General features: G+C 65.7%; 14 protein-coding genes and 3 tRNA genes. 13 read left to right on the top strand and 4 right to left on the bottom strand.

What is annotated here, in order from left to right; all coding sequences use genetic code 11:
• Nucleotides 1-81 precede the first annotated feature (81 nt).
• The 5 genes from KIH78_RS02545 (at nt 82) to KIH78_RS02525 (ending at nt 7,734) form a co-directional block, all read left to right on the top strand.
• Nucleotides 82-1,494 (top strand): ABC transporter substrate-binding protein, encoded by a 1,413-nt coding sequence (locus tag KIH78_RS02545; RefSeq protein WP_219131094.1) that lies wholly within the window; start codon nt 82-84, stop codon nt 1,492-1,494.
• Nucleotides 1,495-1,503: 9 nt separating this feature from the next.
• Nucleotides 1,504-2,505, top strand: a complete 1,002-nt coding sequence (locus KIH78_RS02540; protein ID WP_219131093.1) for a carbohydrate ABC transporter permease — start codon at nt 1,504-1,506, stop codon at nt 2,503-2,505.
• Nucleotide 2,506: 1 nt separating this feature from the next.
• Complete coding sequence (locus KIH78_RS02535) at nt 2,507-3,403, top strand: carbohydrate ABC transporter permease (RefSeq protein ID WP_219131092.1); 897 nt, start codon at nt 2,507-2,509, stop codon at nt 3,401-3,403.
• 113 nt (nt 3,404-3,516) lie between these two features.
• The gene (locus KIH78_RS02530; RefSeq protein ID WP_219131091.1) at nt 3,517-4,329 is read left to right on the top strand and encodes a hypothetical protein; all 813 of its coding nucleotides are present in this window, start codon (nt 3,517-3,519) and stop codon (nt 4,327-4,329) included.
• Between the two features lie 540 nt (nt 4,330-4,869).
• Nucleotides 4,870-7,734 carry a hypothetical protein gene (locus KIH78_RS02525; protein WP_219131090.1) on the top strand — a complete coding sequence of 955 codons (2,865 nt, stop codon included), beginning with the start codon at nt 4,870-4,872 and terminating at the stop codon, nt 7,732-7,734.
• Between the two features lie 91 nt (nt 7,735-7,825).
• Here the strand turns inward: KIH78_RS02525 and KIH78_RS10735 are convergent, their stop codons facing one another.
• On the bottom strand, nt 7,826-9,316 hold the full coding sequence (locus KIH78_RS10735; RefSeq protein ID WP_219131089.1) for a DUF805 domain-containing protein: 1,491 nt from the start codon (nt 9,314-9,316) through the stop codon (nt 7,826-7,828).
• A 215-nt stretch (nt 9,317-9,531) separates the two neighbouring features.
• On the opposite strand from KIH78_RS10735, the gene gltX reads away from it, so the two are divergent.
• The 5 genes from gltX (at nt 9,532) to KIH78_RS02495 (ending at nt 14,000) form a co-directional block, all read left to right on the top strand.
• A complete protein-coding gene (gene gltX, locus KIH78_RS02515) occupies nt 9,532-11,073 on the top strand; it encodes a glutamate--tRNA ligase (protein ID WP_219131088.1) in 1,542 nt (513 codons plus the stop codon).
• Between the two features lie 292 nt (nt 11,074-11,365).
• Nucleotides 11,366-11,438 (top strand) — tRNA-Glu (locus KIH78_RS02510).
• A 573-nt stretch (nt 11,439-12,011) separates the two neighbouring features.
• Nucleotides 12,012-12,084, top strand: a tRNA-Glu gene (locus tag KIH78_RS02505).
• 38 nt (nt 12,085-12,122) lie between these two features.
• Nucleotides 12,123-12,197 (top strand) — tRNA-Gln (locus KIH78_RS02500).
• Nucleotides 12,198-12,572: 375 nt separating this feature from the next.
• The gene (locus tag KIH78_RS02495; protein WP_219131087.1) at nt 12,573-14,000 is read left to right on the top strand and encodes a metallophosphoesterase; all 1,428 of its coding nucleotides are present in this window, start codon (nt 12,573-12,575) and stop codon (nt 13,998-14,000) included.
• Nucleotides 14,001-14,332: 332 nt separating this feature from the next.
• On the opposite strand, the gene KIH78_RS02490 is transcribed toward KIH78_RS02495, so the two are convergent.
• Nucleotides 14,333-15,157, bottom strand: a complete 825-nt coding sequence (locus KIH78_RS02490) for an IclR family transcriptional regulator (protein WP_236034364.1) — start codon at nt 15,155-15,157, stop codon at nt 14,333-14,335.
• Between the two features lie 350 nt (nt 15,158-15,507).
• Between KIH78_RS02490 and leuC the strand changes: the two genes are divergently transcribed.
• Together leuC and leuD are read left to right on the top strand one after the other, a co-directional pair.
• On the top strand, nt 15,508-16,911 hold the full coding sequence (gene leuC, locus KIH78_RS02485; RefSeq protein ID WP_214311799.1) for a 3-isopropylmalate dehydratase large subunit: 1,404 nt from the start codon (nt 15,508-15,510) through the stop codon (nt 16,909-16,911).
• A gap of 35 nt (nt 16,912-16,946) precedes the next feature.
• Nucleotides 16,947-17,633: a 3-isopropylmalate dehydratase small subunit gene (gene leuD, locus KIH78_RS02480; RefSeq protein WP_219131086.1), complete on the top strand. Its 687-nt coding sequence runs from the start codon at nt 16,947-16,949 to the stop codon at nt 17,631-17,633.
• Between the two features lie 58 nt (nt 17,634-17,691).
• Here the strand turns inward: leuD and KIH78_RS02475 are convergent, their stop codons facing one another.
• Both KIH78_RS02475 and KIH78_RS02470 read right to left on the bottom strand, forming a co-directional pair.
• Nucleotides 17,692-19,464, bottom strand: coding sequence for a PH domain-containing protein (locus tag KIH78_RS02475; protein WP_219131085.1), 1,773 nt, complete (start codon nt 19,462-19,464; stop codon nt 17,692-17,694).
• Complete coding sequence (locus KIH78_RS02470; RefSeq protein WP_219131084.1) at nt 19,464-20,111, bottom strand: PH domain-containing protein; 648 nt, start codon at nt 20,109-20,111, stop codon at nt 19,464-19,466. Before KIH78_RS02470 ends, KIH78_RS02475 begins: the two co-directional genes overlap by 1 nt.
• A 298-nt stretch (nt 20,112-20,409) precedes the next feature.
• Between KIH78_RS02470 and KIH78_RS02465 the strand changes: the two genes are divergently transcribed.
• The gene (locus KIH78_RS02465) at nt 20,410-24,456 is read left to right on the top strand and encodes an Ig-like domain-containing protein (protein ID WP_219131083.1); all 4,047 of its coding nucleotides are present in this window, start codon (nt 20,410-20,412) and stop codon (nt 24,454-24,456) included.
• Nucleotides 24,457-24,463: the final 7 nt, after the last annotated feature.

Here is a 24,463-nt window from a genome sequence, read left to right as displayed (position 1 = left end):
CGACATCGCAGTCAACAACGAAACAAAAGCGCGGCGACGCTGCCGGAAGGCGGCCATACCGCCGGAAGGAGCACACACGTCATGCCGAGGAAGGGAATGCCGCTGCTGCGACGCCTCATCGCGGTGACGGCCGCGTGCGCGGCGGGACTGTCGCTCGCCGCATGCGGGTCCGGCACGACCGATGCCGATGGGCGTAATCCCGACGGGAGCGTCACCATCAGCATGGCCGGCTGGACCCTGTCCACCAGGCCGGAATTCCAGGCGTTGGCCAGCGCATACGAGAAGACACATCCGAAGGTCCACATCGACGTCAAGGAATACAGCGCCGACGACTACGACAAGCAGCTCATCGCCGACCTGTCCGCCGGCAAGGCGCCGGACGTCTTCCCGATGAAGAACCTCAAGATGTACTACACGTACGCCTCGCCGGGAGCCTTGGCTGACCTCACGGACGTCGCCGAGCGCTACAAGAACGACGACAACCTCGCCGTCGCCAAGGACTACGTCATCGGAGGCAAGACCTACGCGCTGCCGTACCGCGTCGACGCCACCGTCCTCTACTACAACAAGACGATGCTGAAGAAGGCCGGCGTCGACGCGCCGGACGGCACCTGGACGTGGGACGACTACCTCGCCGTCTGCCGCGAACTCAAGAAGAAACTGCCCGCGGCCGGCTACAAGGACGCGTACCCGACCTACCACCACACGTCGTTCCAGGCGATCCCGCAGGCCATCGCGCTCGCGCAACAGTCCAAAGGCAGCGGCGTCGCGGGACAGAACGCGCTGTTCTTCTCCGGCGACTACTCGTACCTGAAGCCCATGTACAAGCTGTTCCTGAAGATGCAGCACGAGGACCTCACCCTCTCCTACAACACCGTCTCCGCCTCGAAGACCACGTACCAATCCCAGTTCGGCACCGAAAAGGCCGCGCTGCTGCCCATGGGCACCTGGTTCATGGGGCCGCTCGCCGACCAGCAGAAGAGCGGCGAGGCGAACAAGTTCGACTGGGGCGTCGCCGCCCTGCCGCAGCTCACCTCCAAGACGGTCAAGCACCCGGTCACCTACGGCGACCCTACCGGCTTCGCCGTCTCCGCCAACTCGCCATCCGCGAAGCAGAAGGCCGCCAAGGACTTCGTCGCATGGGCCGCCGGCGAACAAGGCGCCGAAGTCACCGCCAAGACCGGCTCCGTACCCGCCTACACCTCCGACAAGGCGCTCGACGCGTTCTTCGCCAAGAAGGGCCTGCCGCGCGACAAGCAGTCGTGCGACGTGATCCGCAAGTCCGTCATCAAACAGGAGAACCCGGTGGGCGAAGCCACGCAGGTCATCCAGGACGAACTCAACATGGCGCAATCGTCCATCCTGTCCGAAACGAAGACCGTTGACGACGCGCTCGCCAAAGCCGAGAACGCCGTCGCCAACACCGGCCTGCTGCCGCGCGACAGCGGCGCGGGCCAGAGCCAGAGCCAGAGCCAAGGGAACCAGGGGAAGTGAGGAAGCATCATGAGTGAGCATCGCATCTCCGAAACCGAGCGCACCGTCGAGTGCACCGTCGAGCGCACCGTGGAGCGCACCGTCGACGACGTCGCGCGCGCGGCCGACGCGGCACGCGACAACTCGCGCCACGTCAACAAACTGCGCAACCGCAACATCCGCAACGGACTCATCTTCATCGCGCCGAACTTCATCGGCTTCTTCCTGCTGATCCTCATCCCCGTGGTGACCCTGTTCTACACGTCATTCACCAAATGGAGCGCGCTGGGAACACCCCAATTCAACGGCATCTGGAACTGGCGCCGACTCTTCACCGACGAGAACTTCCTCGACGCGCTCGTCAACACGCTCTACTACGCGGTGGTGCACATCCCGCTCACCCTCGCGCTGGCGTTCGGACTCGCCGTGCTGCTCAACTCGAAGATCAAAGGCCGCGCGTTCTTCCGCACCGTCGCGTTCTTCCCGTACATCACCGCGATCGTCGCCGTGGCGCAGGTGTGGAGCATGATGTTCGACCCGAAGGCCGGCCTCATCAACCAGTTCCTCGCGCTCTTCATGGGCGCCGACAACGTGCCCGGATGGCTGTCCAGCACCACGTGGGCCATGCCCGCCGTCATCATCGTCGGCACCTGGCGCGAGGTCGGATACTTCATGATCCTGCTGCTCGCCGGACTCCAGACCATCCCCGCCGAACTGTACGAGGCCGCGAAGATGGACGGCGCGAACGCCTGGCAGCGCTTCTGGCACGTCACCGTGCCCTGCATGCGCCCCACCCTGTTCTTCGTCACCGTGACCCTGACCATCACCTCCCTGAAGATCCTCGACCTGACCCTCGTCATGACCAACGGCGGCCCCGGCACCTCCACGCTCGTGCTCGCGCAGTACGTGTACCGCGTGGCGTTCGAACGCGCCGACTTCGGCTACGCGTCCACCGTGTCCCTGGCCCTGTTCTTCATCTGCCTGGCCGTCACGCTCGTGCAGTTCTGGTACAACAACGCGAAGGAGAAGTGAGATGAGCGCTGTTCCGACTTCCTCCGGTTCCGTCTCGGGTTCCGCGGACATCCCCTTCAACACCAACCGGCCCTCCGCCGGACGCATTGCAGCCATGATTCTCGGCTACGCGGTGATGATCGTCATCAGCGTGTTCGTGGTGCTGCCGTTCGTGTGGATGGTGCTCGCCTCGCTGAAGAACAACAACGAGATCTACATGGTCCCGGTCAAATGGCTGCCGGACACCTGGCATTTCGAGCACTACGCGCAGATCTGGCAGCGCGCCGACATGCTCGGCTGGCTCGGCAACACCGTGTTCTTCGCCGTGGTGGTGACGTTCCTGCAGGTGTTCACCGGCTCGTTCGCCGCGTACGGCTTCTCGAAGATCAATTTCCCCGGCCGCAACACCCTGTTCCTCGTCTACGTGGCCACGATGGCCGTGCCGTGGCAGGCGTACATGATCCCGCAGTTCAAGATGCTTTCGATCGTGGGGCTCAACGACACCCGCTGGTCCATCATCCTGCTGCAGGCGTTCGGCGCGTTCGGCGTGTTCATGATGAAGCAGTTCTACGACACGATCCCCGATTCGCTCTCCGAGGCCGCGCGCCTCGACGGCCTGAGCGAATTCGGCATCTACCGTCGCATCATCCTGCCGTTGTCCGGCTCGTCGATCGCCGCGCTCGCGATCATCACGTTCACGAACACGTGGAACGACTACATGGGCCCGCTGCTCTACCTGCGCTCGCCCGACCTGTACACCATCCAGCTGGGTCTCAAGACCTTCATCTCCCAGTACGATGCCGACTACTCGATGATCATGACCGGATCCGTGCTCTCCGTGCTGCCGATCCTCGTGGTCTTCCTCATCGGGCAGAAGCAGTTCATCGAAGGCATCGCGACCTCGGGCATGAAGGGCTGACGAGTTGCGCGGACGGTCCGGCGGACGCTGATCGTCCGTGGCGCCGCTCCGGTCGGTGCCGCTGAAGTGCGTCTCTGCGCGGGCGTGCCGCGTCCAATGCGAAAGGAGTCATCATGGAGGCGCGAAGGTCCCGTCCTCGCTTTTCCGCGAACGCGTTCCTCACCGTGGCGAACGTGGTCTATCTGCTGCTCGCCATGTCCGTGCTGACGCTCATCGGGTGTCTGCCGCTCGTGCTCGCGTTCGTCTTCGCGCCCGGGCTGCGGTTCTATCCGCTGGTTCTGGCCGCCGCGGCTCTGTCCGCGCCGGGCGTGGCCGCTTCCTTCGCGATGTTCCGGGATCATCCGGTGTTCCTCACCGCCTCGCGACGCGATGCGCTGAACGCGCTCGCGGAATCCGGCGGCGACCTTCCCGACTGGATCGCCGCGCCCTACGTTCCCTCCGACGTCTCCGTCGCCGTGTTCCGGCCGTATTTCGCCGCGTACCGTCGTGTCGGCCTTCGTGCGCTCGCGGTCGGCGTGACGTTCGGTGTGGCCGAGTTCCTCGCGTTGTATGACGCGCAGCTGCTCATGCAGGTGGCGTGGGGACAACTGTTCGTGCCGCTGCTGTTCGTGGTGGCCGTCATCTCCGTCGAGGCGGCGTTGGTGGCGTTGGGTCTCGTCGTGGAGTTTCCGAAGGCGAAGTGGCGTTCCCTGTTGCGCAACGGCTACCTGTGCGGCGTGCGCCGGTTCGTCATGCTCGTCATCAACGCGTGCGTGCTCGCCGTGTATGCGTGGGGTGCCATGCGCAGTCCGATTCTGGTGGCCGTGCTCGCCACGGGGGTGGTCGCGTTCGTGCTGTGGGCCGGTGTGCGGTGGCAGTTCCGTGCGCTCGCCTTGGCGATGGCCCGTGAGGCGCACGATCGGCATCTCGTCGCCTTGTACGACTGATTCGCTGTCGCGCCCGTTTCTATAGAAACGGACGTTTTCGGGTGGGTGTGGGTCCGCTTTGCGTCCGATTCTGTAGGATGTGGCGTTTCGCGGTGCCTGGGCGCCCGCTTTGCGTCCGATTCTATAGAATCGAGCGTTCGGAGAGGTTTGGGAGGCGCTGTTGCGTCCGATTCTGTAGGATGTGGCGTTTCGTGGTGCCTGGGCGCCCGCTTTGCGTCCGATTCTATAGAATCGAGCGTTCGGAGAGGTTTGGGAGGCGCTGTTGCGTCCGATTCTGTAGGATGTGGCGTTTCGCGGTGCCTGGGCGCCCGCTTTGCGCTCGATTCTATAGAAACGGATGTTTAGAGAGGCTTGGGAGGCGCTGTCACGCCCGTTTCTATAGGAACGGATTCGTGGTGCTCGAGGGCCTGGTTTGCGCCCGATTCTATAGAAACGGACGCGGCGGAGTTTCTTGGGTGATTCGGCCGCGTGACCACTCATCATCATTTATGATTGTTTCTGAGCAAAACTGTACTAATCAATCAGAAAAGAGAACCAATCATGGCTGATTCGACCCCCGAACCCATGCCTGCACCCACCATCGGAGGCGAGGCATGGCCGGACGTCGTCCGTATCGCCATCGACGCGGCCGACGTCGCCGCCGCGGCGACCAACCGCAACGGACTCACCTACAAGGGCTTCGGCCTGTTGAGCGGCAACGCCACCTCCAGCCTCCTCATGGACTACAAGGCCGAAAGCCCCGAAGCCTACTGGAAGCTCGTCGAGACCCTGTTCGCCGGCGACCGTCCGCTCATGAACACCGTCAAGGTGGAGATGGGCAACGATCGCAACAACTCCACCGGCCCGAACGTCGCCACCATGCGCGAACGCGACGAATACCCGCAGGTCCGCCGCGAACCCGGCTTCCAGCTCGCCGCCGACGCACGCCGCTACCAGCCGTCCGTGCATGTGAGCATCCTGCGCTGGATGGCCCCCACCTGGGTCCACTCCAACGACGACGTCTACAAGTGGTACAAGAACACCATCCTCGCCGCCTACCGCGAATACGGCTTCATGGTCGATTCGGTCAACCCCGACGTCAACGAGCGCACCGCCGACCTCGACTGGGTGGCGGACTTCGCGCACCGCGTCCACACCGACACGGAGGGCTTCATCGGCAACGGCCCCGACGACCCGAACGCCGGCTTCGCAAGCGATGAGGAACGCGACATGTTCCACGCCATCAAGGTCATCACCTCCGACGAGGAGGTCACCGGCACGTTCGGCGGTGACATCATCGCCAATCCGAAGTACCTCGAGGCCATGGACGTGGCCTCCTACCACTACTCCGTCGAGGACGATCCGGACGACAGTTTCAAGCGTCTCGCCGGCGAATTCGACCAGGAGATCTGGAACTCCGAGGCGCAGGCCACGTTCTCCAACTCCGCCGACCGTCCGAACAACACGATGGACGATGGCCTCGGCGAACGCACCGGCACCGGCATCGGCGGTTCAGGCAGCGCCCTCGAGATGGCGAACACCCTTATCAAGGGCTTCGTCGAATCCCGCCGCACGCACGCCATCTACCAGCCGGCCATCGGCTCCTGCTACGAGAACATGGAGTACGCGTCCAAGGAGCTCATCTCCGCCCGCGACCCGTGGAGCGGATGGATCTACTACGACGCCGGCTGCGCCGTGCTCGAGCATTTCACCAAGTTCGCGAAGCTCGGTTTCCCGCGGCTCAACGACGGCACCGAGGTCGACGGCATCTGGCGCGCCATCCCGTCCGCGTCCGGCAGTGAGGTCGGCGGCAACAACCCCGTCAACGGGGCCCGTCACGGCGAACCCTCCTACCTGACCCTCGCCGATCCGACCGGCGAGGACTTCAGCACCGTCATCGTCAACGATTCCGCCCGTCCGAAGACGTACGTCATCACCACCGGGCATGCGTTGAAGGCGTTCGGCAAGCCCCTGCAGGTGTGGGTCACCAAGGCCGCCGACGCGTCCGCCGGCGAGCCGTACGACGCGAACTACCGTCGTCCGCTCACCATCGTGCCGCCCGCGTATCCGGCCGAAACGGACGGCCGTGCCGAGACGCGCGAGAACGACGCCGTCGTGACGTACACGCTCACCGTCGAACCGTGGAGCATCGTCACCGCCACCACGCTCGACACGTTCGGCCCGGCCGCCGACGACGATGCCGACCGTTCCGGAGACACCTGCGAGGGCCGCTACACGCCCAAGCCCGGCTACGAATACGATCTGCCGCGCACCGCCGAGAACGCCCGCCCGGTGCTCGACGTCGACCCCGAGGGCGGTGTCCTGTACGCCGACGACTTCCGCTACGAGGACGAGAAGCCGGTCCAGGTCTTCAAGCATGACGCGCTGGCCGACGAGGACTATCTGGAGTCCCGCGGCGGCGCGTCCGGCGCGACCGCCCGCTACACCACGGACACGAACGGCGCGTTCGAGATCGTGCCCGACCCCGAACGCGGCCACGTGCTGCGCCAGCAGATCGACTGGAACCACGCCGGCAGCGCGTGGATCGAGGGCGAGCCGCGCACCGCGATCGGCGACATGCGCTGGACCGACTACCAGGTCTCCGTCGACGTCAAGTTCGAGGAGTATCCGGGACGTGCGCCCTACGTGGTCGTCGGCGCCCGCGAGATGGGCGGGAACAAGTTCACCACCGACATCTGCGGCGTCGACCTCAAGATCCGCGCCGACGGCATCTGGCTGCTGCGCAACTTCGGCAACGAGGTGCGTCGCGGTCATCTCGAGGACCTGCGCAAGCGTGCCACCGAAGCCGGCACGACGCCGTTCACGCCGGGTGCGGATGCGTGGAACACCATCACGCTGCGTGTGGCCGGCACCACCGCTACCGTGTTCGTCAACGGCGCGCAGGTCGCCACCTGGTCCGACGACGCGTTGCAGTCCGCCGGCCGCGTGAACCTCGGCACGAGCTTCGACCACGTGCGCTTCTCCAACCTCAAGGTGGAGCGCGTCGAAGGCCGCGCGCCCTACTACGACCAGCTCATCGACGACATGCACATGCGTTCGTGGGACGACGGCTCCGAGGTGCTGCGGTATGCCGGTCCGTGGACGCACGACAACGGCCAGGGCATGTTCACGTACCTGCGTACGATCTCCCGCGCCGCTTCGGCCGGCGCGTCGGTCGCGCTGACGTTCGACGGCACCGGCGTCGACCTGTTCGGGCCGTCCGACGGCTCCGCGCGTCTCGACGTGTTCGTCGACGGAAAGCAGGTCCGGTCCGCCGCGCCCGTGCACGCGACGAACGGTTCGCTGCGCTGCGAGTTCCGTCTGGATGGTCTGGAGTACGGCCGTCACACGGTGGTCTTCCGTACGGCCTCCGTTGGTCCCGCCGGGTTTGCGCTCGACGCGCTCGGCGTGGTCGGCAGGGTCTGATCGTCCGACTCCGGCCGGACACGTCGACGACGAGGCCCGTCCCGCTCTGTTCCAGCGGGACGGGCCTCGTCGTTCACTGCGTTCGTATCGGTCAGGCGTTGGCGCCGTTCTGGTACGGGTTGTCCTGTCCGTACGGCGTCTGGGCCGGCTCCTGTGTGGCGGCCGGTTCGGAGGCGGCGGCGGGCGTCGTCGGCAGCGGCACGGACGGAACGGCCGACGGCTGTTCGCCGTAGGTGGGGACGGGCGCGGCGCCGTACGCCGACGTCGCCGGCTGCTCACCGTAGGCGGGGACGCCCGATGCGGCGGGAGCGCCGTATTCCGGCGTCGTCGGGGCGCCATAGGCCGGGGCCTGCTCGCCGTATGCGGGCGTTGTCGGCTGTTCGCCGTAGGCGGCGCCTGCCGGGGCAGCCGGCTGGGCCGCGCCGTATCCCGCGGCGTTCGGATCGGCGTACGGGGCGGGGGCGGCCTCATACGGGTTGCCGTAGGCGCCATGCGCCTCCGGAGCGCCGTACGGTGCGCCGGGAGCCGGAGCCGCGGGCGCGCCGTACGGCTGGTTGTACGCGTTGACCGGGGTGCCGTACCGCTGCGAAGGCTTGTCGAATCGGGCGCCTTCCGGCTTGGGGCCGCCCACCATGAACACCAGCCACACGATGCTCGGCACCAGCACGAGCAATCCTCCGATGACGATGGCCACGACGCCGCCGGCCGCCGCCGCGCCGTAACCGTCGCCGGCGCCCAGACCGTAGCCCAGACCACTGAAGATGGCCACGCCGGCACCGACGATGAGGACGATGTAGCCGACGAACATCACGCCGTAGAAGATGGCGAGCCACCAACCGGCACGGTTGGTGTCGTGCAGACGACGCACGGCGAGCGCCAGGGACGGCACGAGGATGGCGAGACTCCACGCCATCTGCAGGAAGGAGACGAAGCCGTTGGCGGCGTTGTCGCGCGTGACGAAGTCCAGCAGGAAGAACAGCAAGGTGGCCAGTGACGCGATCAGTTCCCACCACCAGAACTCGGAGCGGGAGGCGCGGCCGGAGAACGTGGCGTACTTCTTCCAGAAGCGCAGGAACGCCTCCGGCAGCGAGCAGCCGTAGTACGGCTGGTCCAGCGTCGGTTCGCCGTTGCCCGCATAGGCCGCGGCGGCGCCGGGCTGCTGCGCGGCGTACGCATCGTAGCCGGCGGAGGGAGCCGCCTGCCAGACGCCGGGCTGCTCGGGCTGCGGCGGCTGCGGGACCGCGCCGTATGCGGGGGCGGAGGCCTGGCCGTATTCCGGCGCGGGCGCGGCCTGATCGTAGGAGACCTGCCCCGGCTGCTCGTAGGCCGGCGCCGCCTGACCGTATTCCGGTGCCGCCGGCGCGTCCTGGCCGTACTGCGGGGTCTGCTGCGGCTCCCCGTACTGGCCGTACTGCGGTGTTGCGCCATAGGGCTGCGACGCACCGTATTCGGGTGTTGCGGGTGCCTGCCCGTACTGAGGTGATTGCGTGGGCTGGTTCCCCTGCGCGTACTGCTCGGGCTGTTGTCCGTCTGCGCCATACCCCGGATTCGGCGGCAGCGGCACGTTGCTCGGTGTGCTCATGACGATCTTCCCCTTTCGAAGACGCGGATACATGGCCATTATCCAACACATTCCCGCGGAACGGAACATATCACCCGCCGGAGCGGCGTCGGCGCGGCGCTGGAACGGCGTCGTCGCCCGTCGTCGGCCATCGGTGTCCATCGACGCGGACGGATCGTGGCGACGGAAGTCGACACGGCGCGGGCCGTCGCCCTTGCGCGGCACAATAGGGAACCATGACCGAAGCTGCAAACGCAACCGAAAACGCAAAAAACCACAAGCCTGAACTGCCGAAGGACGTTCGTGTCCGCTTCTGCCCGTCCCCGACCGGCACGCCGCACGTCGGCATGATCCGCACCGCCCTGTTCAACTGGGCCGAGGCGCGCGCCACCGGCGGCACGCTCGTCTTCCGCATCGAAGACACCGACGCCCAGCGCGACAGCGAGGAAAGCTACAACCAGATCCTCGAATCCCTGCGCTGGCTGGGCATCGACTGGGACGAAGGCATCGAAGTGGGCGGCCCCCACGGCCCGTACCGCCAGTCTGAGCGCACCGCCATCTACAAGGACGTCGCCGCCAAGCTGCTCGAAGCCGGCTACGCCTACGAATCCTTCTCCACGCCGGAGGAGATCAAGGAACGCAACCTCGCCGCCGGCCGTCCGGCCGAATTCGGCTACGACGGCTACGACCGCGACCTCACCGAAGAGCAGAAGGCCGCCTTCCGCGCTGAAGGCCGCAAGCCCGCGCTGCGCATCCGCATGCCCGACGAGGACATCGCCTTCGACGACCTCATCCGCGGCACCATCGAATTCAAGGCCGGTTCCGTGCCGGACTACGTCATCGTCCGCCCGAACGGCGACCCGCTGTACACGCTCACCAACCCGGTGGACGACGCCATGATGGACATCAACGTGGTGCTGCGCGGCGAGGACCTGCTGAGCTCCACTCCGCGCCAGATCGTGCTCTACCGCTACCTCATGGAACTGGGCATCGCCAAGCAGATGCCGCTGTTCGGCCACATGCCGTACGTGATGGGCCAGGGCAACAAGAAGCTCTCCAAGCGCGACCCGGAGTCCAACCTGTTCAACCACCGCGACGCCGGCTTCATCCGCGAAGGCCTGCTCAACTACCTGGCGCTGCTCGGCTGGTCCATCGCCCCGGACCGCGACGTGTTCTCGATGGACGAGATGATCGCCAAGTTCGACGTGCGCGACGTCAAGGCCAACCCGGCCCGCTTCGACCTCGACAAGGCCATCTCCATCAATGCCGAGCACGTGCGCATGCTCGAACCGCAGGACTTCCTCAACCGTTCCGTGCCGTACCTGCACCGCGACGGCGTCGTCTCCGCCGATTCGTGGGATGCGCTGACCGCGCGCGAGCAGGAGATCCTGACCGCCGCCGCCCCGCTCGTCCAGACCCGCGTGCGTCTGCTCGGCGAGGTCGCCGGCATGGTCGGCTCCCTGCTGTCCACCGCCGAATACATCGAGCCGGACGACGGCGCGAAGAAGCAGCTCAAGGATTCCGCCCCGGCCGTGCTCGACCTTGCGATCGCCGCTTTGGAAGGCGTCTCCGAGGCCGATTGGAAGACCGACACCCTGCATGAGACGCTCAACAAGGCGCTCGTGGAGGACGGCGGCTACAAGCCGCGCCTCGCCTTCGGCCCGGTGCGCGTCGCCATGTCCGGCCGCCGTGTCTCCCCGCCGCTGTTCGAGAGCATGGAGATCGTCGGCCGCGATCTGACGCTCGCTCGTCTCAAGGGGCTGCGCGAGCACCTGTGATGTGGTGATCGGCCGCGGTCTGCCGCGGAGTGATCGCCACGTGTGCGTCGGCTACGTGTGCATCAGGAGGGCATCCGCCGTTGGGCGGGTGCCCTCCTGTCGTTCGGGGTGATGGGCTTCGCGCGTCGGTGCCGCGGTATGAGCGCAGGTGGGATTGCGGCGCTGGTTTCTGCCACGGTGGCGAGGTGCTGTCAATCAAGGAATCACGATGTGACACGCCGTGGTTGACGCCGGTGGAATGTTCCCGTATATTAACCACTCGTTGCGGTTCACGCCGCAGCGGATAACTCAAGCCCCCATCGTCTAGCGGTCTAGGACTACGCCCTCTCACGGCGCCAACACCGGTTCAAATCCGGTTGGGGGTACGGACAGGAAGAACCCCGGCTCATCGAGCCGGGGTTCTTCGCGTTGTCGCCGTGTCCGGATGGAGGGGGTCGAGCGGCGGGCGGGCCGTCAGGCCGGGATGGGCGTCGTTTCCGTTCCATGGTTGGCGGGGATGCGACGCCGATGTGTGTCGGGCGTCGTTTCCGTTCCATGGTTGGCGGGGATCTGACGCTGCGGGGGCGTTTGGCGGTTGTTCCGTGCCAGACTTGGCAAAGATGCGACGCTGGCATGGGTGTGGGCGTCGTTTTCGTGCCGGGCTTGGCTGGGATGTGACGCTGGTGGGTGTCGAGCGGCGTTTCCATGCCAAGGTTGGCGAGGATGTGACGCTGATGGTGGAGCGTGTCATGCTTGCGCTCGGGATAATGACGATAACTATGCGTCGGACGGGCTCTTGGTGGTGGAATTTCGTGGGAACCGGTGTGGGGCCAATGGTTCATGGGGCCTGAAACCGTTGGAAATACTGGCGACACGCCGTGATTTGCGTACCTGCGGGTACCCGCGTATATTAATCACTCGTTGCGCGGTTCGCCGAGCAGCCACTGAAAAGTGAATAAGCCCCCATCGTCTAGCGGTCTAGGACTACGCCCTCTCACGGCGCCAACACCGGTTCAAATCCGGTTGGGGGTACGACGGACAACTCCTTGGAGTTGTTACGCCAGCCAAATTGGGGTGTGGTGTAATTGGCAACACAGCTGATTCTGGTTCAGCCATTCTTGGTTCGAGTCCAGGCACCCCAGCCAATGAAAACCCTCGCGAAAGCGAGGGTTTTCTTGTTCTCAGGCCCATGACCTCCGGGATTTGTTGTGCTGGTGAGTTCTCAGCGCAAGGTTTCCCGGGAGATGTGGTCGGTCTTGGTCGGTTTCCGGGATTTGTTGCGCTGGGATCGTCTCAGCGCAAGGTTTCCCGGGAGATGTGGTCGGTCTTGGTCGGTCTCCGGGATTTGTTGTGCTGACGGTGTTTCAGTGCAAGGATTCCCGGAGATGGGTCGGAATATCCGGGATTTGTTGTGCCGAGATTGTCTCGGTGCAAGCAATCCCGGGGTTGTCCGGGATTTGTTGTGCTGACACTGCCTCAGTGCGAGGATTCCCGGGGGCTGTCGCATTACAGTAGGAGCTATGACGGAAACACAACGCGCGCCCGAGGGCATGTCTTCAAAGCCGAGGATCAGGCCGGCGGAGGCGGGAGACACCCGTCCCCTGTCCGTGTCCGCCAGATTGGGTCGTCTGCAATTCCATCACTCCGGCAAATTCCGTGTGCTTCAGCTCGCCGACATCCAGGACGGACCGAACGTCGCCAAGGACACCATCCGACTCATCGAAGCCAGCCTCGACGCCGTCCGTCCGGACCTGGTGGTGTTCACCGGCAATCAGATCGCCGGCTACGATCCCGCTTTCGCCGAGACGTTCCGCAAACGCCGGTGGAGCGCACCGCGCGAATACGACGATCCGGACGACGCCGAAGCGGCGCTCGGGAAGACCCGTGAGCTCGTCCGCGGCGCCATCGCCCGGTTCCTCGAACCGCTGACCTCCCGCCGCGTGCCGTTCGCCGTCACCTACGGCAACCACGACTTCCAATGCGGATTGGATAACGCGGAGCTCGACGCCATCTACCGGTCGTTCCCCGGATGCGTGAACCCCGAGCCCGGTGCCGAAGCCCACGTGCTGCCCGCGGATGCGCTCCTGCATGACCAGGTGGTCTACCCGCACGCGGCCGGCACGTTCGCCCTGCCCGTGTCTGATCAGGAGAACAAGCGCACGGTGCTGGGGCTCGTCGTTCTCGATTCGGGCGACTACGCGCACGGCGGCGGCTTCTCCGGGCCGGACAGCGGGGCATTGGAGTTCCTACGCGCGGTGCCGGACCTCATCGGCGCCCGGTCCGCGGTGTTCCAGCACATGCCGCTGCCGGAATACTACGACCTGCTCAAGCCGGTCTCGTCCACCACGCCCTACGCCATGCAGGGGTATCGCGCGCATGCGGCCCACTACTACGTCTTGGACGAGAGCAAGGTGCAGCCGGGCGGCTATCTGGGCGAAGGCATCAGTTGCCCGGACGCTTCGGAGGAGTTCGCAATCCTGCGCGGGGACGGCTCGGGGCGCGCCGCCGATGATGGCCGTACGACCGATGACGCGCCGGTGGCGTCGGGCATGCCGGATGCGCCGGACGCTTCGGCGTCGGCATCGTCGGCCGCACACGCGCATGAGACGGATGCGCACATATATATAGGAGTGGCCACCGGACACGACCATCGCAACGGTTTCGTCGGCGAACTGGGCGGCGTGCTCATGGCCGCCGCGCCCACGTGCGGGTTCGGCTCGTATGGTCCGGCACCGGCCAAGCGTGCGGCCCGCCTCATCGAATTCGACATCCGGCATCCGTACCGCCCGCGTACGCAGCTGCTGGAGTTCGGCGAACTGGTCGGCAAGCCCAGTTCGAAGAAGGCGTACACGTACGCGCTCAACGCCCAGCCTCCCCAGGAGGGGGAGGGCGACGACCTGCTGCGCAAGCCCAGCCTGTGGAGCCAGCTCAAGGGGCTGTTCAGCTGAACTGGGCGAGGAATGCTGGGTGTGCTGCGGTGCGCGCGGAACCGGTCGGGGCGCTGACTGCGTTACGTGGGGTACATTGAGGCCTTTCCGGACATCCAACCGCGTTACGAGGGGTAGACCTCGAAGTATCACCATGTTGGGAATGGCGGAATATCAAGACGGAATAGGGCATGATACCCCGGGATGGGGCGGAGAGACACCCCTGATAACGAAGAAAGGTGTCTTCCAAGCACGGAAGACACCCCTCGTAACGTGATTATGTCCGTGGCGTTGGTCGTAATCATCGTAATGACGGCAACGGCCAACGTTGCAAGCCGACCTGACGAGAATGGTCAGCGGCCGGACGAGGCCTTGATGAGCGCCTCGGTGAGGTACTTGCCGGCGGCCATGACCAACGGCGCGTAGCGGCGGCCGGGCGCATTGCCCATGCGGCCGGACGGGCCGGAGATGGAGATGGCGGCGATGACCTGGCCGGACGCGTTGCGGATCGGTGCGGAGATCGAGCACACGCCCTCCTCGCGCTCGTTGACCGATTCGGACCAGCCGCGCTTGCGCACGGCGGCCAGCTTGGTCGCGTTGAACTTGGCGTGGCGCAGGCCCTGATGCATGCGGTCGGAATCCTCCCAGGCGAGCAGGATCTGCGCGGCGGATCCGGCCTCCATGGACAGCATGGCGCCCACGGGGATGGAATCGCGCAGGCCGGAGGCGCGCTCCACGGCGGCGATGCACACGCGCTGGTCGCCCTGACGGCGGTAGATCTGCGCGGATTCGCCGGTACGGTCGAGCAGGGTCTGCAGGATCGGGCCGGCGGCGGTGAGCAGGCGATCCTCGCCGGCGGCCGCGGCCAGTTCGGCGAAGCGGGAGCCGAGCACGAAACGGCCGTGCTGGTCGCGCAGCACGAAACGGTGGCGTTCCAACGCGATGGCGAGACGGTGCGCGGTGGGTCGGGCCAGTCCGGTGGCGGCCACGAGCTGGCCGAGGGTGGAGGGACCGGTCTCGAGCGCATCGAGAATCTTCACGGTCTTGTCAAGCACGCCGACGCCGGAATGCACTTCGCCGTCGTTCTGATCGGGCGTAGCGGTGGTCTGGTCGTCGGTCGCTTCCTGCGTGGCTGACGGCTCTTCGGCCACAGCGGTGTCTGAGTGCATTGAAGTCATGATTCCCGTTTATACCATCTCACATAGTGAAATGGCAAATCAAGGCAGTTTACCACGAGGCGAACGCCGTGCGCCGGACGATGACCGATTCGTGGAACATGTGCGCGTTCCCATCGTTGTCTGGCCCGGAATCCTCCTTCGAAGCCCGTCCGAACCACGCGCTGTCACGGCGCCGCCATGGGTGCCGCCGCGGCCGGTTTCGGCGTGATTCCAAGCGAATCCAAGCGCCGCCCGTCCACATCTCATAATCCGGCCGGGGCATGCTCGCCCCCAACCCGAGCCTCTACGCTAATACCACGAACAAGGCGCAAACACAATACCTGGCGCCAAGAAAACAGGAGGAATTTCCCATGGGAACGACACTGGCCGAGAAGGTCTGGGCCGATCATCTGGTACGGAAGGGCAGCGATGGGGCGCCCGACCTGCTGTACATCGACCTGATGCTCATGCATGAGGTCACCAGCCCGCAGGCGTTCGAGGGGCTGCGTCTGGCCGGCCGCAAGCCGCGCCATGTCGATCAGCTCATCGCCACCGAGGACCACAACACGCCCACGGTGGACATCGACCGTCCGAATCCGGACAAGACGAGCGCCCTGCAGCTGAGCACGCTGGAGAAGAACTGCAAGGAGTTCGGCGTGCGCCTGCACCCGCTCGGCGACGCCGACCAGGGCATCGTCCACGCGTTCGCCCCGATCCTGGGCCTCACCCAGCCGGGCATGACCATCGTGTGCGGCGACTCGCACACGTCCACGCACGGCGCGTTCGGCGCGCTGGCGTTCGGCATCGGCACCAGCGAGGTCGAGCATGTGATGGCCACGCAGACGCTGAGCCTCAAGCCGTTCAAGACGATGGCCATCAACGTCAACGGCAAGCTGCCGGAGGACGCCACCGCGAAGGACATCATCCTCGCGATCATCGCGAAGATCGGCACCGGCGGCGGCCAGGGGCATGTCATCGAATACCGTGGCGAGGCGATCCGCAACCTCACGATGGACGAGCGCATGACCGTGTGCAACATGTCCATCGAGGCGGGCGCCCGTGCCGGCATGATCGCCCCGGACGAGACCACGTTCGAATACCTCAAGGGCCGTCCGCACGCGCCGGAGGGCGAGATGTGGGACAAGGCCGTCGAATACTGGAAGACTCTGAAGACCGACGACGACGCCGTGTTCGACAAGGTGGTGGACATCGACGCGACCAAGCTCGGACCGTACGTCACGTGGGGCACCAACCCCGGCCAGGGCCTGCCGATCACCGCGAACGTGCCGGTGCCGGAGGAGATCGCCGACGCCACCAAGCGCGCCGCCGCGGAACGCGCCATCAACTACATGGGTCTGAAGCCCGGCATGCCCATCAAGGACATCGCCGTGGACACCGTGTTCATCGGCTCCTGCACGAACGGCCGCATCGACGACCTGCGTCAGGCCGCCGCGATCATGAAGGGCCATCACAAGGCGAAGAACATCCACCGCGTGCTCGTCGTGCCCGCCTCCTCGCGTGTGCGCCTCGAGGCGGAGCGCGAGGGCCTCGACAAGGTGTTCGAGGACTTCGGCGCCGAATGGCGCAACGCCGGCTGCTCGATGTGCCTGGGCATGAACCCGGACAAGCTCGTGCCGAACGAGCGTTCGATCTCGACGTCGAACCGCAACTTCGAGGGCCGTCAGGGCAAGGGTTCTCGCACGCATCTGGCGTCGCCGGCCGTGGCCGCCGCCACCGCCATCCGCGGCACGATCTCCAGCCCCGCCGACCTGTGACCGGGACCTGTTAGGACGCAAAGGATTTCAACATCATGGAAAAACTCACCACTTTGACCGGCGTGGGCGTGCCGCTGCGCCGTTCCAACGTCGATACCGACCAGATCATCCCGGCAGTGTTCCTCAAGCGCGTCACCAAGACGGGTTTCGACGACGCCTTGTTCTACGCGTGGCGCCGCGATCCCGACTTCGTGCTCAACAAGCCGGAGTACGCGAAGGGCCAGATTCTCGTGGCCGGCCCCGAGTTCGGCATCGGTTCCTCCCGCGAGCACGCCGTGTGGGCGCTGCACGATTACGGTTTCCGTGTGGTCATCGCGCCGAGCTTCGCCGACATCTTCTATGGCAACACCGCGAAGAACGGCGTGCTTGCGGCGATCATGCCGCAGGAGAGCGTCGAGCTGCTGTGGAAGCTGCTGGAGGAGGAGCCGGGCCGTCCGATGACCGTCTCCCTTGAGGACCGTACGGTCACCTGCGGCGACGTGACCCTGCCGTTCGAGGTGAACGACTACACCCGTTGGCGTCTGATGAACGGCTATGACGACATCGACCTGACGCTCCAGCATGAGGACGACATCGCCGCGTACGAGAAGATGCGCGCCGAGAAGTTCCCGTTCAAGCCGAAGACGCTGCCTGCGAAGCACCTGCCGGAGGAGCCAGTCGCCTCCGCCCGTGAGCCCGAGGATGATTGGGCGGGCCCGTTGGCCGATCGCGGCATCATCTGACGCGTTCGGCCGGCGGAAGCCCGGTGGGCTTCCGGCAGGGCCCGCGCCGATCGCGGCATCATCTGACGCGTCGAGCCGCGTGTGGACGCTCCCCTTCCGTACGGAGGGGGAGCGTTTCGTCGTTTCGGCCCTCGAACCAGCGTTCCAGCGTGTCCGCGTCGTTGCGTCGTAGGAACCGCAGTCGCAGTTCGTCGATGCCGTGCATCACGAACAGCGACATCCGCAGGCTTTCGACGCCGCGCGGTTCGCGCCACAACGTGGTCGACCGCGTCACCGACTGCACGCGTGCGCGTCGTGTGAGCAGGGTGAACAGCCCCCAGCCGCGCGCGCCGGACGTCATGATGCGATGCGGCATGACATGTCGGTTTCCGACGCGTCCGTCCGCGGCCGATGCGTCCGGCAGGATCGCGTAGCCTTCCGTACGCGCCTTCAGCCATCGGCAGGACGTCCACCACAGTCCGGCGGCCAGCGGGATGACGGCCGCCCACCACGGCCATGCGTGCGTGGCCGTCGCGCCGACGCCGACGACGGCCGTCGCCGCGAGGGTCGCGACGGCCGGAACCGTCACGTAATAGCGGACAAGGCCGCGGCCGGTACGTCGCATGGCGACGTCGGACGGCCAATCCCATTCCGGCAGCATCGCGCGCAGCGTCGGCGCGACGCGTCGTAGACCGATGACCGGCAGCACGTTGGCGGAGAACGAGACGTCGCCGTCGTTGGACGCGGCGTTGAGCCCGAGCTGCACGGAGCAGAGGCGCAACGGCCGGCGCAGGGCCGACCGTCGGACGACGATCGTCTGGATGCGGCCGACGGGGATCGTGGTGGTGCGGCGGGTGAACAGGCCGCGCACCACCATCAGGTCGTCGCCGCGCCGCCACACTTCGAACCCGTGGAACCGCAGCAGCGACGTGGCGATGCTCACGGCCGTCAGCGCCAGCACGCACGTCAGGACCATCAGCGCGATCGCGACCGCGCCGGACGCCACGCCCCGCATGACGGCGTCGCCGATCGCATGTTCGGCGGCGTCGACCATGCCGTCCGGCAGGAGGTCCTGCACTTGCTGCACGAAGCCGTATACGACGAGCGCGGCCGCCAGGAATCCGATGTCCGTGACGGCGAACAGCAGGATGTCCGCCGTGGATGCGCGGAAGACGCGGGTCGCGGGTGCGGCGCATGCGGGTGCGGTGGGGGAGTCGATGACGGATGCGGTGGGGAAGGCGTCGGCGGAAGGTGCCGTCTCCGACGACGGTTTCGCCTGCGCCGACAAGGTTCCGGTTGCGCTCGCTTCCGCGGCCGTCGTCTCGGTCCGTGTCGTCTCGGGGATGGACGACGACGCGGCGGCCGCGTCCGTGCGGTCGTGCGCTTGCGCCCGCAGCCGCTCCAGTTCGTCCTGCAACGTCGCGGACACGGCCGGCAGCCTGATGTCCGCGTCGGCGCCGACCGGCGAGACGCTCAGGCTGATGACGTGGAACGGGCGCAGATAGAACGGGCTGACGCTGTTGATTGCGTGGATCGCCCCGTAGGCGATGGTGCGTTGCTTGCGGAACAGCAGTCCCGACCGGAACGACAGTCGGTCCGCCTCCAACCGGTAGCGTGTGGTGAGCCAGTCGACCAGCGGCAGGGCGAGCGATATCGCGATCGCCGCGACGAACAGCAGTGCGATGACCGGCGCGGACAGGTGCCGGCGCATCAGGAACAGCAGTGCGACGAACCAGCCGACCGTGCCGCGCACCGACTTGGCCAATCCCACGATCAACGCCGCCGGATGCAGGCGACGCCATGCCGGGATGGAAGGATCGGCGGCGGGGGCGTCGTAGGGCGGCGTCGCCATCACAGGTCCTCCTTCGCCGAGGCCACGCGGGCGGCGATCAGCGCGACCATGCGCTCCGCCTCGGCCGTGTCGAGCGCGGCGATCTCATGTTCGTCGGCGGCGGTGTACACCACCACCGTGGTCAGGCCGAACCGGCGCTGCACCGGGTTCTGCCGGGTGTCCACATGCTGCACGCGGTTGTACGGCGTGGTGGTGGAGCGGCGGAACAGCCAGCCTTTGCGTGTGGCGAGATCGTGCTCGCCGAGACGGAACCGGGTGAACGCGTACAGGTATTTCGACTGCAACGGCTGCGTGACGAGGTCGAGCACCGCGTAGGCCGTGGCGAGCCCGGCCGTGAGCTGCGTCCAGAAGCCCCACCAGTGGTTCGCCATGCAGATAGTGGTGAACGCGGCGACGACGGCCAGCCAGACGGTGCAGATGATGGCTTCGTTCACGAGCCATACGGTGCGGATGCGCGCCGGCAGCGGCCGCCATGCGCAAGGGTCGGCGGCGGTGGGTGCGTCGGCGATTGCGTCGGTGCCGCCGGCTGTCGCCGTGTCGGGTGCGGTGGTTGACGTCAACGATGTCGTGGAAGGCGAGGACGCGATGGAAGCGGCGGGTGCGGGTGGTTCCGGCGTGTCCCCTGTGGTGTGCGATGCGTTCGTCATCGAGGTTCCCTTCGTGTGCGATTGGTTCCATCGTACGGGATGGCTGCGGGCGGCCGGATGCCGGACCGCCGTCCGTATGGCGATGATGTGCGGTCGCGTCCGGGAATGTGCGGTTGCAGTGCGGCCGATGTGCGGATGATGTGATGGAAACAGCGGAACCGCGCCGTTCGGGGGTGCGCCGTTCGGGGGCGTAGTTCGGGGGCGGCTCCTATACTGATGACCTTGTATAGGAAGGACGCGCGGAGCCATGCCCGAACACGGGACGTCCGCGCGACAGCCCACAGTAGGGAGAAGAAGGATGTCGAGAACACTCGCACAGCGCATCGGAGGAGGGATCGTGGCCGCGCTCGCCAGCGCCGCCATGCTGTTCAGCGCCCTCCCCGCGCAGGCGGCCGACACATGGTCCAGCCTGTCGAAGACGGAGAAACTGTCGTCCTACGGTTACTTCATCTGGAAGTCGGAGCACGCGACGGATGCCACTGAGAAGGCGACGGCAGCCGATGCGGCGAACATTCTGAAGAATTCAGCGCTGCCGACCACCAAGAACATTGGTGCCAAGGGCGATGCCACGACCCTTGACAACATGCAGAATGCGCTTGACCAGATTAAGAGCATCAACGCGTATCGTCTGACGTTGAAGGATGAGCCTTGCCGTACGGATCTTGCCGCAGGCAAGGGGCGTGTCTGCGATGATGCCAACAAGACGTTGACGCCGTATAAGGTGTCGGACACGTTCATGGCTGTCGGGCAGGCGAACGCGAACTTCTCTGCGACAAAGCTTGATCACGCCGGAAACAATGGGCAGAACTATCACAGCAGCTACCGATTCAGCGAGGCGGAGAACGCTGCGTGGCCGACGGCATTGTTTACCAAGGGCTTTTCCGCCGCAGCGCAAATGTGGTATGAAGAGAAGACCAATTACGACAAGAACCCGGTTTGGAGCGGTGAACAGGGCAAGGCGACTGGACACTACATCACTCTGACCAACAAATATTCTTACGGAAGCAGTCCGATGTCGTATCTCGAGTACGACATCACCGGATTGGGCGTCAATTCGACATCTCCGGCTCCATATAATTCCTACGGCAACAAGACCGTAGTGCAGGAATATGTGGCATCCTCTTGGGGCTTCAGCGGATACGTCGAGGACATAGATTCCTATGCGAAGAGCTTTAGCGCCTACGTCGCCATGGCGAACGCGGCCACGAAGACCATCACCGGCGTTTCGGGCGCCACGCTGGATGTGCTTTCCGGCACCGAGAAGCCGGACAACCTGCCGACTACGGTGACCGCCACGTACGACGACAAGTCCACCGCGCAGGTCCCGGTCACGTGGAATGCCGTTCCGGATGATTGGAACCAGCCCCGCACGGCCCATCAGGTGACCATCAAGGGCAAGGTCGACGGCTGGAAGCAGGACGTCACGCTCACGCTGAACGTGGCCGAGGCCACCGTCACCAGCGCCACGCTTGCCGACGGCACCACCTTGCTGAACGTCACCACCCCGTCCGGTACGGATCCGGCGAAGCAGCTGCCCACCAAGGGCAAGATCGTCTGGTCCAACGGCGACGAGACCGAACCCGACATCACCTGGACCACCAGCGACCAGTACAAGGACCGCAACGGCGGCACCTACGACCTGACCGGCGCCATCGCCGGCACCAAGGCCACCGTCACCGCGCATGTGACCGTCGAGGCCGCAACCGTCACGACCGTGAACCCACTTGCCGACATCACGGTGACCAAGGGCACGAAGCCGACGAGACTGCCGACGGCCGCCCATGTGACGTGGTCCAACGGCGATGAATCCGACGAGACGATTACGTGGGATGCCGGCAAGAACCCGGCCGATGCCACGTTCGATGCCATTGGCGATCAGACGTTCACCGGCACCGTCGCTGGCAAGACCGTCACACTGAAGATTACTGTCGTTGACGCGAAGATTGCCAGCGTTACCAACCCGGCTGACATCACCGTGGAATCCGGTACCGATCCGAACCCGCAGATTCAGAAGACGACCGTGAAGGCCACGTTTGACAACAACACGACCAAGGACGTGGCCGTGACGTGGACGCCGGAAGTCTCCAAGGACATCTGGAACAACCGCAAGGGCGGCGAGATCACGCTCACCGGCAAGGTGACCGGCTATGACGACACCGTGACACTGAAGGTCATCGTCAACGAGGCGACCATCACCGGCGCAACCGTCGACCCGGCCACACTGAGCACGCCGGCAGGCCTTGACCCGACCTCCAAGCTGCCGAAGACCGCCAAGGTCACGTGGTCCAACAGAGACACGACCGACGGCACCGTTGGTTGGAAGGCCATCGATGCCAAGGACTACGCGACAATCGGCAACTTCGAGGCCACTGGTACCGTGACGTCCGAAGACAAGACCACCACGGTGACGCTGCCCATCACCGTGACCGCCCCGGCCGCGGACAGCGCCACCGCCACCAAGGACGCCGTCGAGACCACCGCCGGCACCGCGCCGAAGCTGGACGACATCAACGCCAAGGTCAAGTACACCGACGGCTCCACCACCACCAACACCGTGGACTGGGGCACCATCGACGCCTCCAAGTACGCGAACGAAGGCACGTTCGACGTGACCGGCACCGTGCTCGACACCACCGTGAACGCGCGCGCCACCGGCGACCCGCTCCTCGACAAGGACGGCAACCAGCTCACCGTGACCGTCAAGGTCACCGTGAAGGCCCGCGTCATCACCGGTGTCACCGCCACCTGGGACACCATCACCGTCGACCCGGTGAAGGACGGCGACCCGACGCCCACTGTGACCGGCAAGGCCATCGTCACATGGAACGACGGCATCACCGAAACGCGTGACAACATCGCCCTCACCCTGCCGGAAGGCTGGAACAAGCCGCACACCGCGCACACCGTGGACGCCACCGGACGCGTCGACGGCTGGGACGAGGACGTGACGTTCACCGTGCACGTCAACGCCGCCACCATCGAATCCGTCGAGAACCCGGGCGACTTCTCCACCACGGAAGGCGTCCCGCCCACGCTGCCCGCGAAGACGAACGTCACGTGGAGCAACGGCCAGACCACCAGCGAGGACATCGTTTGGAACGAGCCGGAGAACTTCAAGGACCTGTTCGACAAGGCCGGCGATACCGTCACGGTGAACGGTGAGATCAAGGGACACCCGGATAAGACGGTGACCGTGAAGATCACCGTCACCGCCGCGACCATCGAATCCGTCACCGCGCCAGAGGACAAGACCGTCGACGCCGGCCAGACGCCGAACCTGCCGGCCACCTTGACCGCCAAGCTTTCCAACGGCAACGACAGCCAGGTCGCCGTGACGTGGAAGACCGACGGTGTGGACTTCTCCAACCGCTCCGGCAAGGACAAGACCGTCACCGTCAAGGGCGAGATCAAGGGCTACGACAAGGGCGTGAGCGTCAAGGTCACCATCCGCAGCGCCAAGGCCACGTCCGCCGCGGTGAAGGGCGACAAGACCATCACCGTCGACTCCGGCACGGAACCCGCCTTCCCGAAGACCGCCTCCGTCTCCTGGAGCGACAACGGCAAGGACACCGAAGAGGACATCACCTGGGACGCCTTCGGCAAGGACAAGTGGAACGACCGCACGGGCGGCACGTACACCGTCAACGGCGTCACCAAGACCAGCAAGCTGCCGGTGAGCGTCACCGTCGTGGTGAAGGCCGCCACCGTCAGCTCCGTCGACACGAAGGATGTCGAGGTGTCCACCAAGGTGGGCGTGCAACCCGGCCTGCCCAAGACCCTCAAGGTCACGTGGAGCAACCACGACGTCACCGACGCCGACATCACGTGGAGTACCATCACCACCGAACAGCTGGCCAAGGCCGGCACGTTCGACGTGACCGGCACCGCCACCGTGGCAGACAACGTCTACACCGTCACCGCGCACGTGACCGTCACCGAGGCCACCGTGAAGAGCGTCGAGCAGATCGTCGACGTCACCACGAGCAAGGGCAAGGCGCCGCAGCTGCCCACGACCGTCAAGGTCGTGTGGTCCGACGGCACCGTGACCAGCGAACCCGCCACCTGGAACGAGATTCCCGCCTCCGCGTACGCGAAGGCCGGCAGCTTCCAGGTCAAGGGCGTCGCCACCATCGCCGGCACCGACTACGAGCTCACCGCCAACGTGACCGTCTCCGACAACGGCACCCTCGTGCCGCAGCCGGGACAGAGCGACAAGACCGACACGGGCAAGCAGCAGCTGTCCAAGACCGGCTCCAACGTGGCCATCATCATCGCGGTGGCCGTCGTGCTCATCGTGATCGCGGTCATCGTGCTCATCGTCGTCAAGCAGCGCAAGGAGCAGTGACGACACC

The organism is Bifidobacterium saguinibicoloris (assembly GCF_019331725.1).
GTDB lineage: Bacteria > Actinomycetota > Actinomycetes > Actinomycetales > Bifidobacteriaceae > Bifidobacterium > Bifidobacterium saguinibicoloris.
The sequence above is the reverse complement of the archived record's forward strand: the minus strand, read 5'-3'. Positions and strand labels throughout refer to the sequence as shown.

Bases quoted from the DNA above. Each gene is read 5' to 3' on its own strand.
- KIH78_RS02545 (WP_219131094.1), top strand. From the start codon at position 82: ATGCCGAGGAAGGGAATGCCGCTGCTGCGACGCCTCATCGCGGTGACG.
- KIH78_RS02540 (WP_219131093.1), top strand. From the start codon at position 1,504: ATGAGTGAGCATCGCATCTCCGAAACCGAGCGCACCGTCGAGTGCACC.
- KIH78_RS02535 (WP_219131092.1), top strand. From the start codon at position 2,507: ATGAGCGCTGTTCCGACTTCCTCCGGTTCCGTCTCGGGTTCCGCGGAC.
- KIH78_RS02530 (WP_219131091.1), top strand. From the start codon at position 3,517: ATGGAGGCGCGAAGGTCCCGTCCTCGCTTTTCCGCGAACGCGTTCCTC.
- KIH78_RS02525 (WP_219131090.1), top strand. From the start codon at position 4,870: ATGGCTGATTCGACCCCCGAACCCATGCCTGCACCCACCATCGGAGGC.
- KIH78_RS10735 (WP_219131089.1), bottom strand. From the start codon at position 9,316: ATGAGCACACCGAGCAACGTGCCGCTGCCGCCGAATCCGGGGTATGGC.
- gltX (WP_219131088.1), top strand. From the start codon at position 9,532: ATGACCGAAGCTGCAAACGCAACCGAAAACGCAAAAAACCACAAGCCT.
- KIH78_RS02495 (WP_219131087.1), top strand. From the start codon at position 12,573: ATGACGGAAACACAACGCGCGCCCGAGGGCATGTCTTCAAAGCCGAGG.
- KIH78_RS02490 (WP_236034364.1), bottom strand. From the start codon at position 15,157: ATGACTTCAATGCACTCAGACACCGCTGTGGCCGAAGAGCCGTCAGCC.
- leuC (WP_214311799.1), top strand. From the start codon at position 15,508: ATGGGAACGACACTGGCCGAGAAGGTCTGGGCCGATCATCTGGTACGG.
- leuD (WP_219131086.1), top strand. From the start codon at position 16,947: ATGGAAAAACTCACCACTTTGACCGGCGTGGGCGTGCCGCTGCGCCGT.
- KIH78_RS02475 (WP_219131085.1), bottom strand. From the start codon at position 19,464: ATGGCGACGCCGCCCTACGACGCCCCCGCCGCCGATCCTTCCATCCCG.
- KIH78_RS02470 (WP_219131084.1), bottom strand. From the start codon at position 20,111: ATGACGAACGCATCGCACACCACAGGGGACACGCCGGAACCACCCGCA.
- KIH78_RS02465 (WP_219131083.1), top strand. From the start codon at position 20,410: ATGTCGAGAACACTCGCACAGCGCATCGGAGGAGGGATCGTGGCCGCG.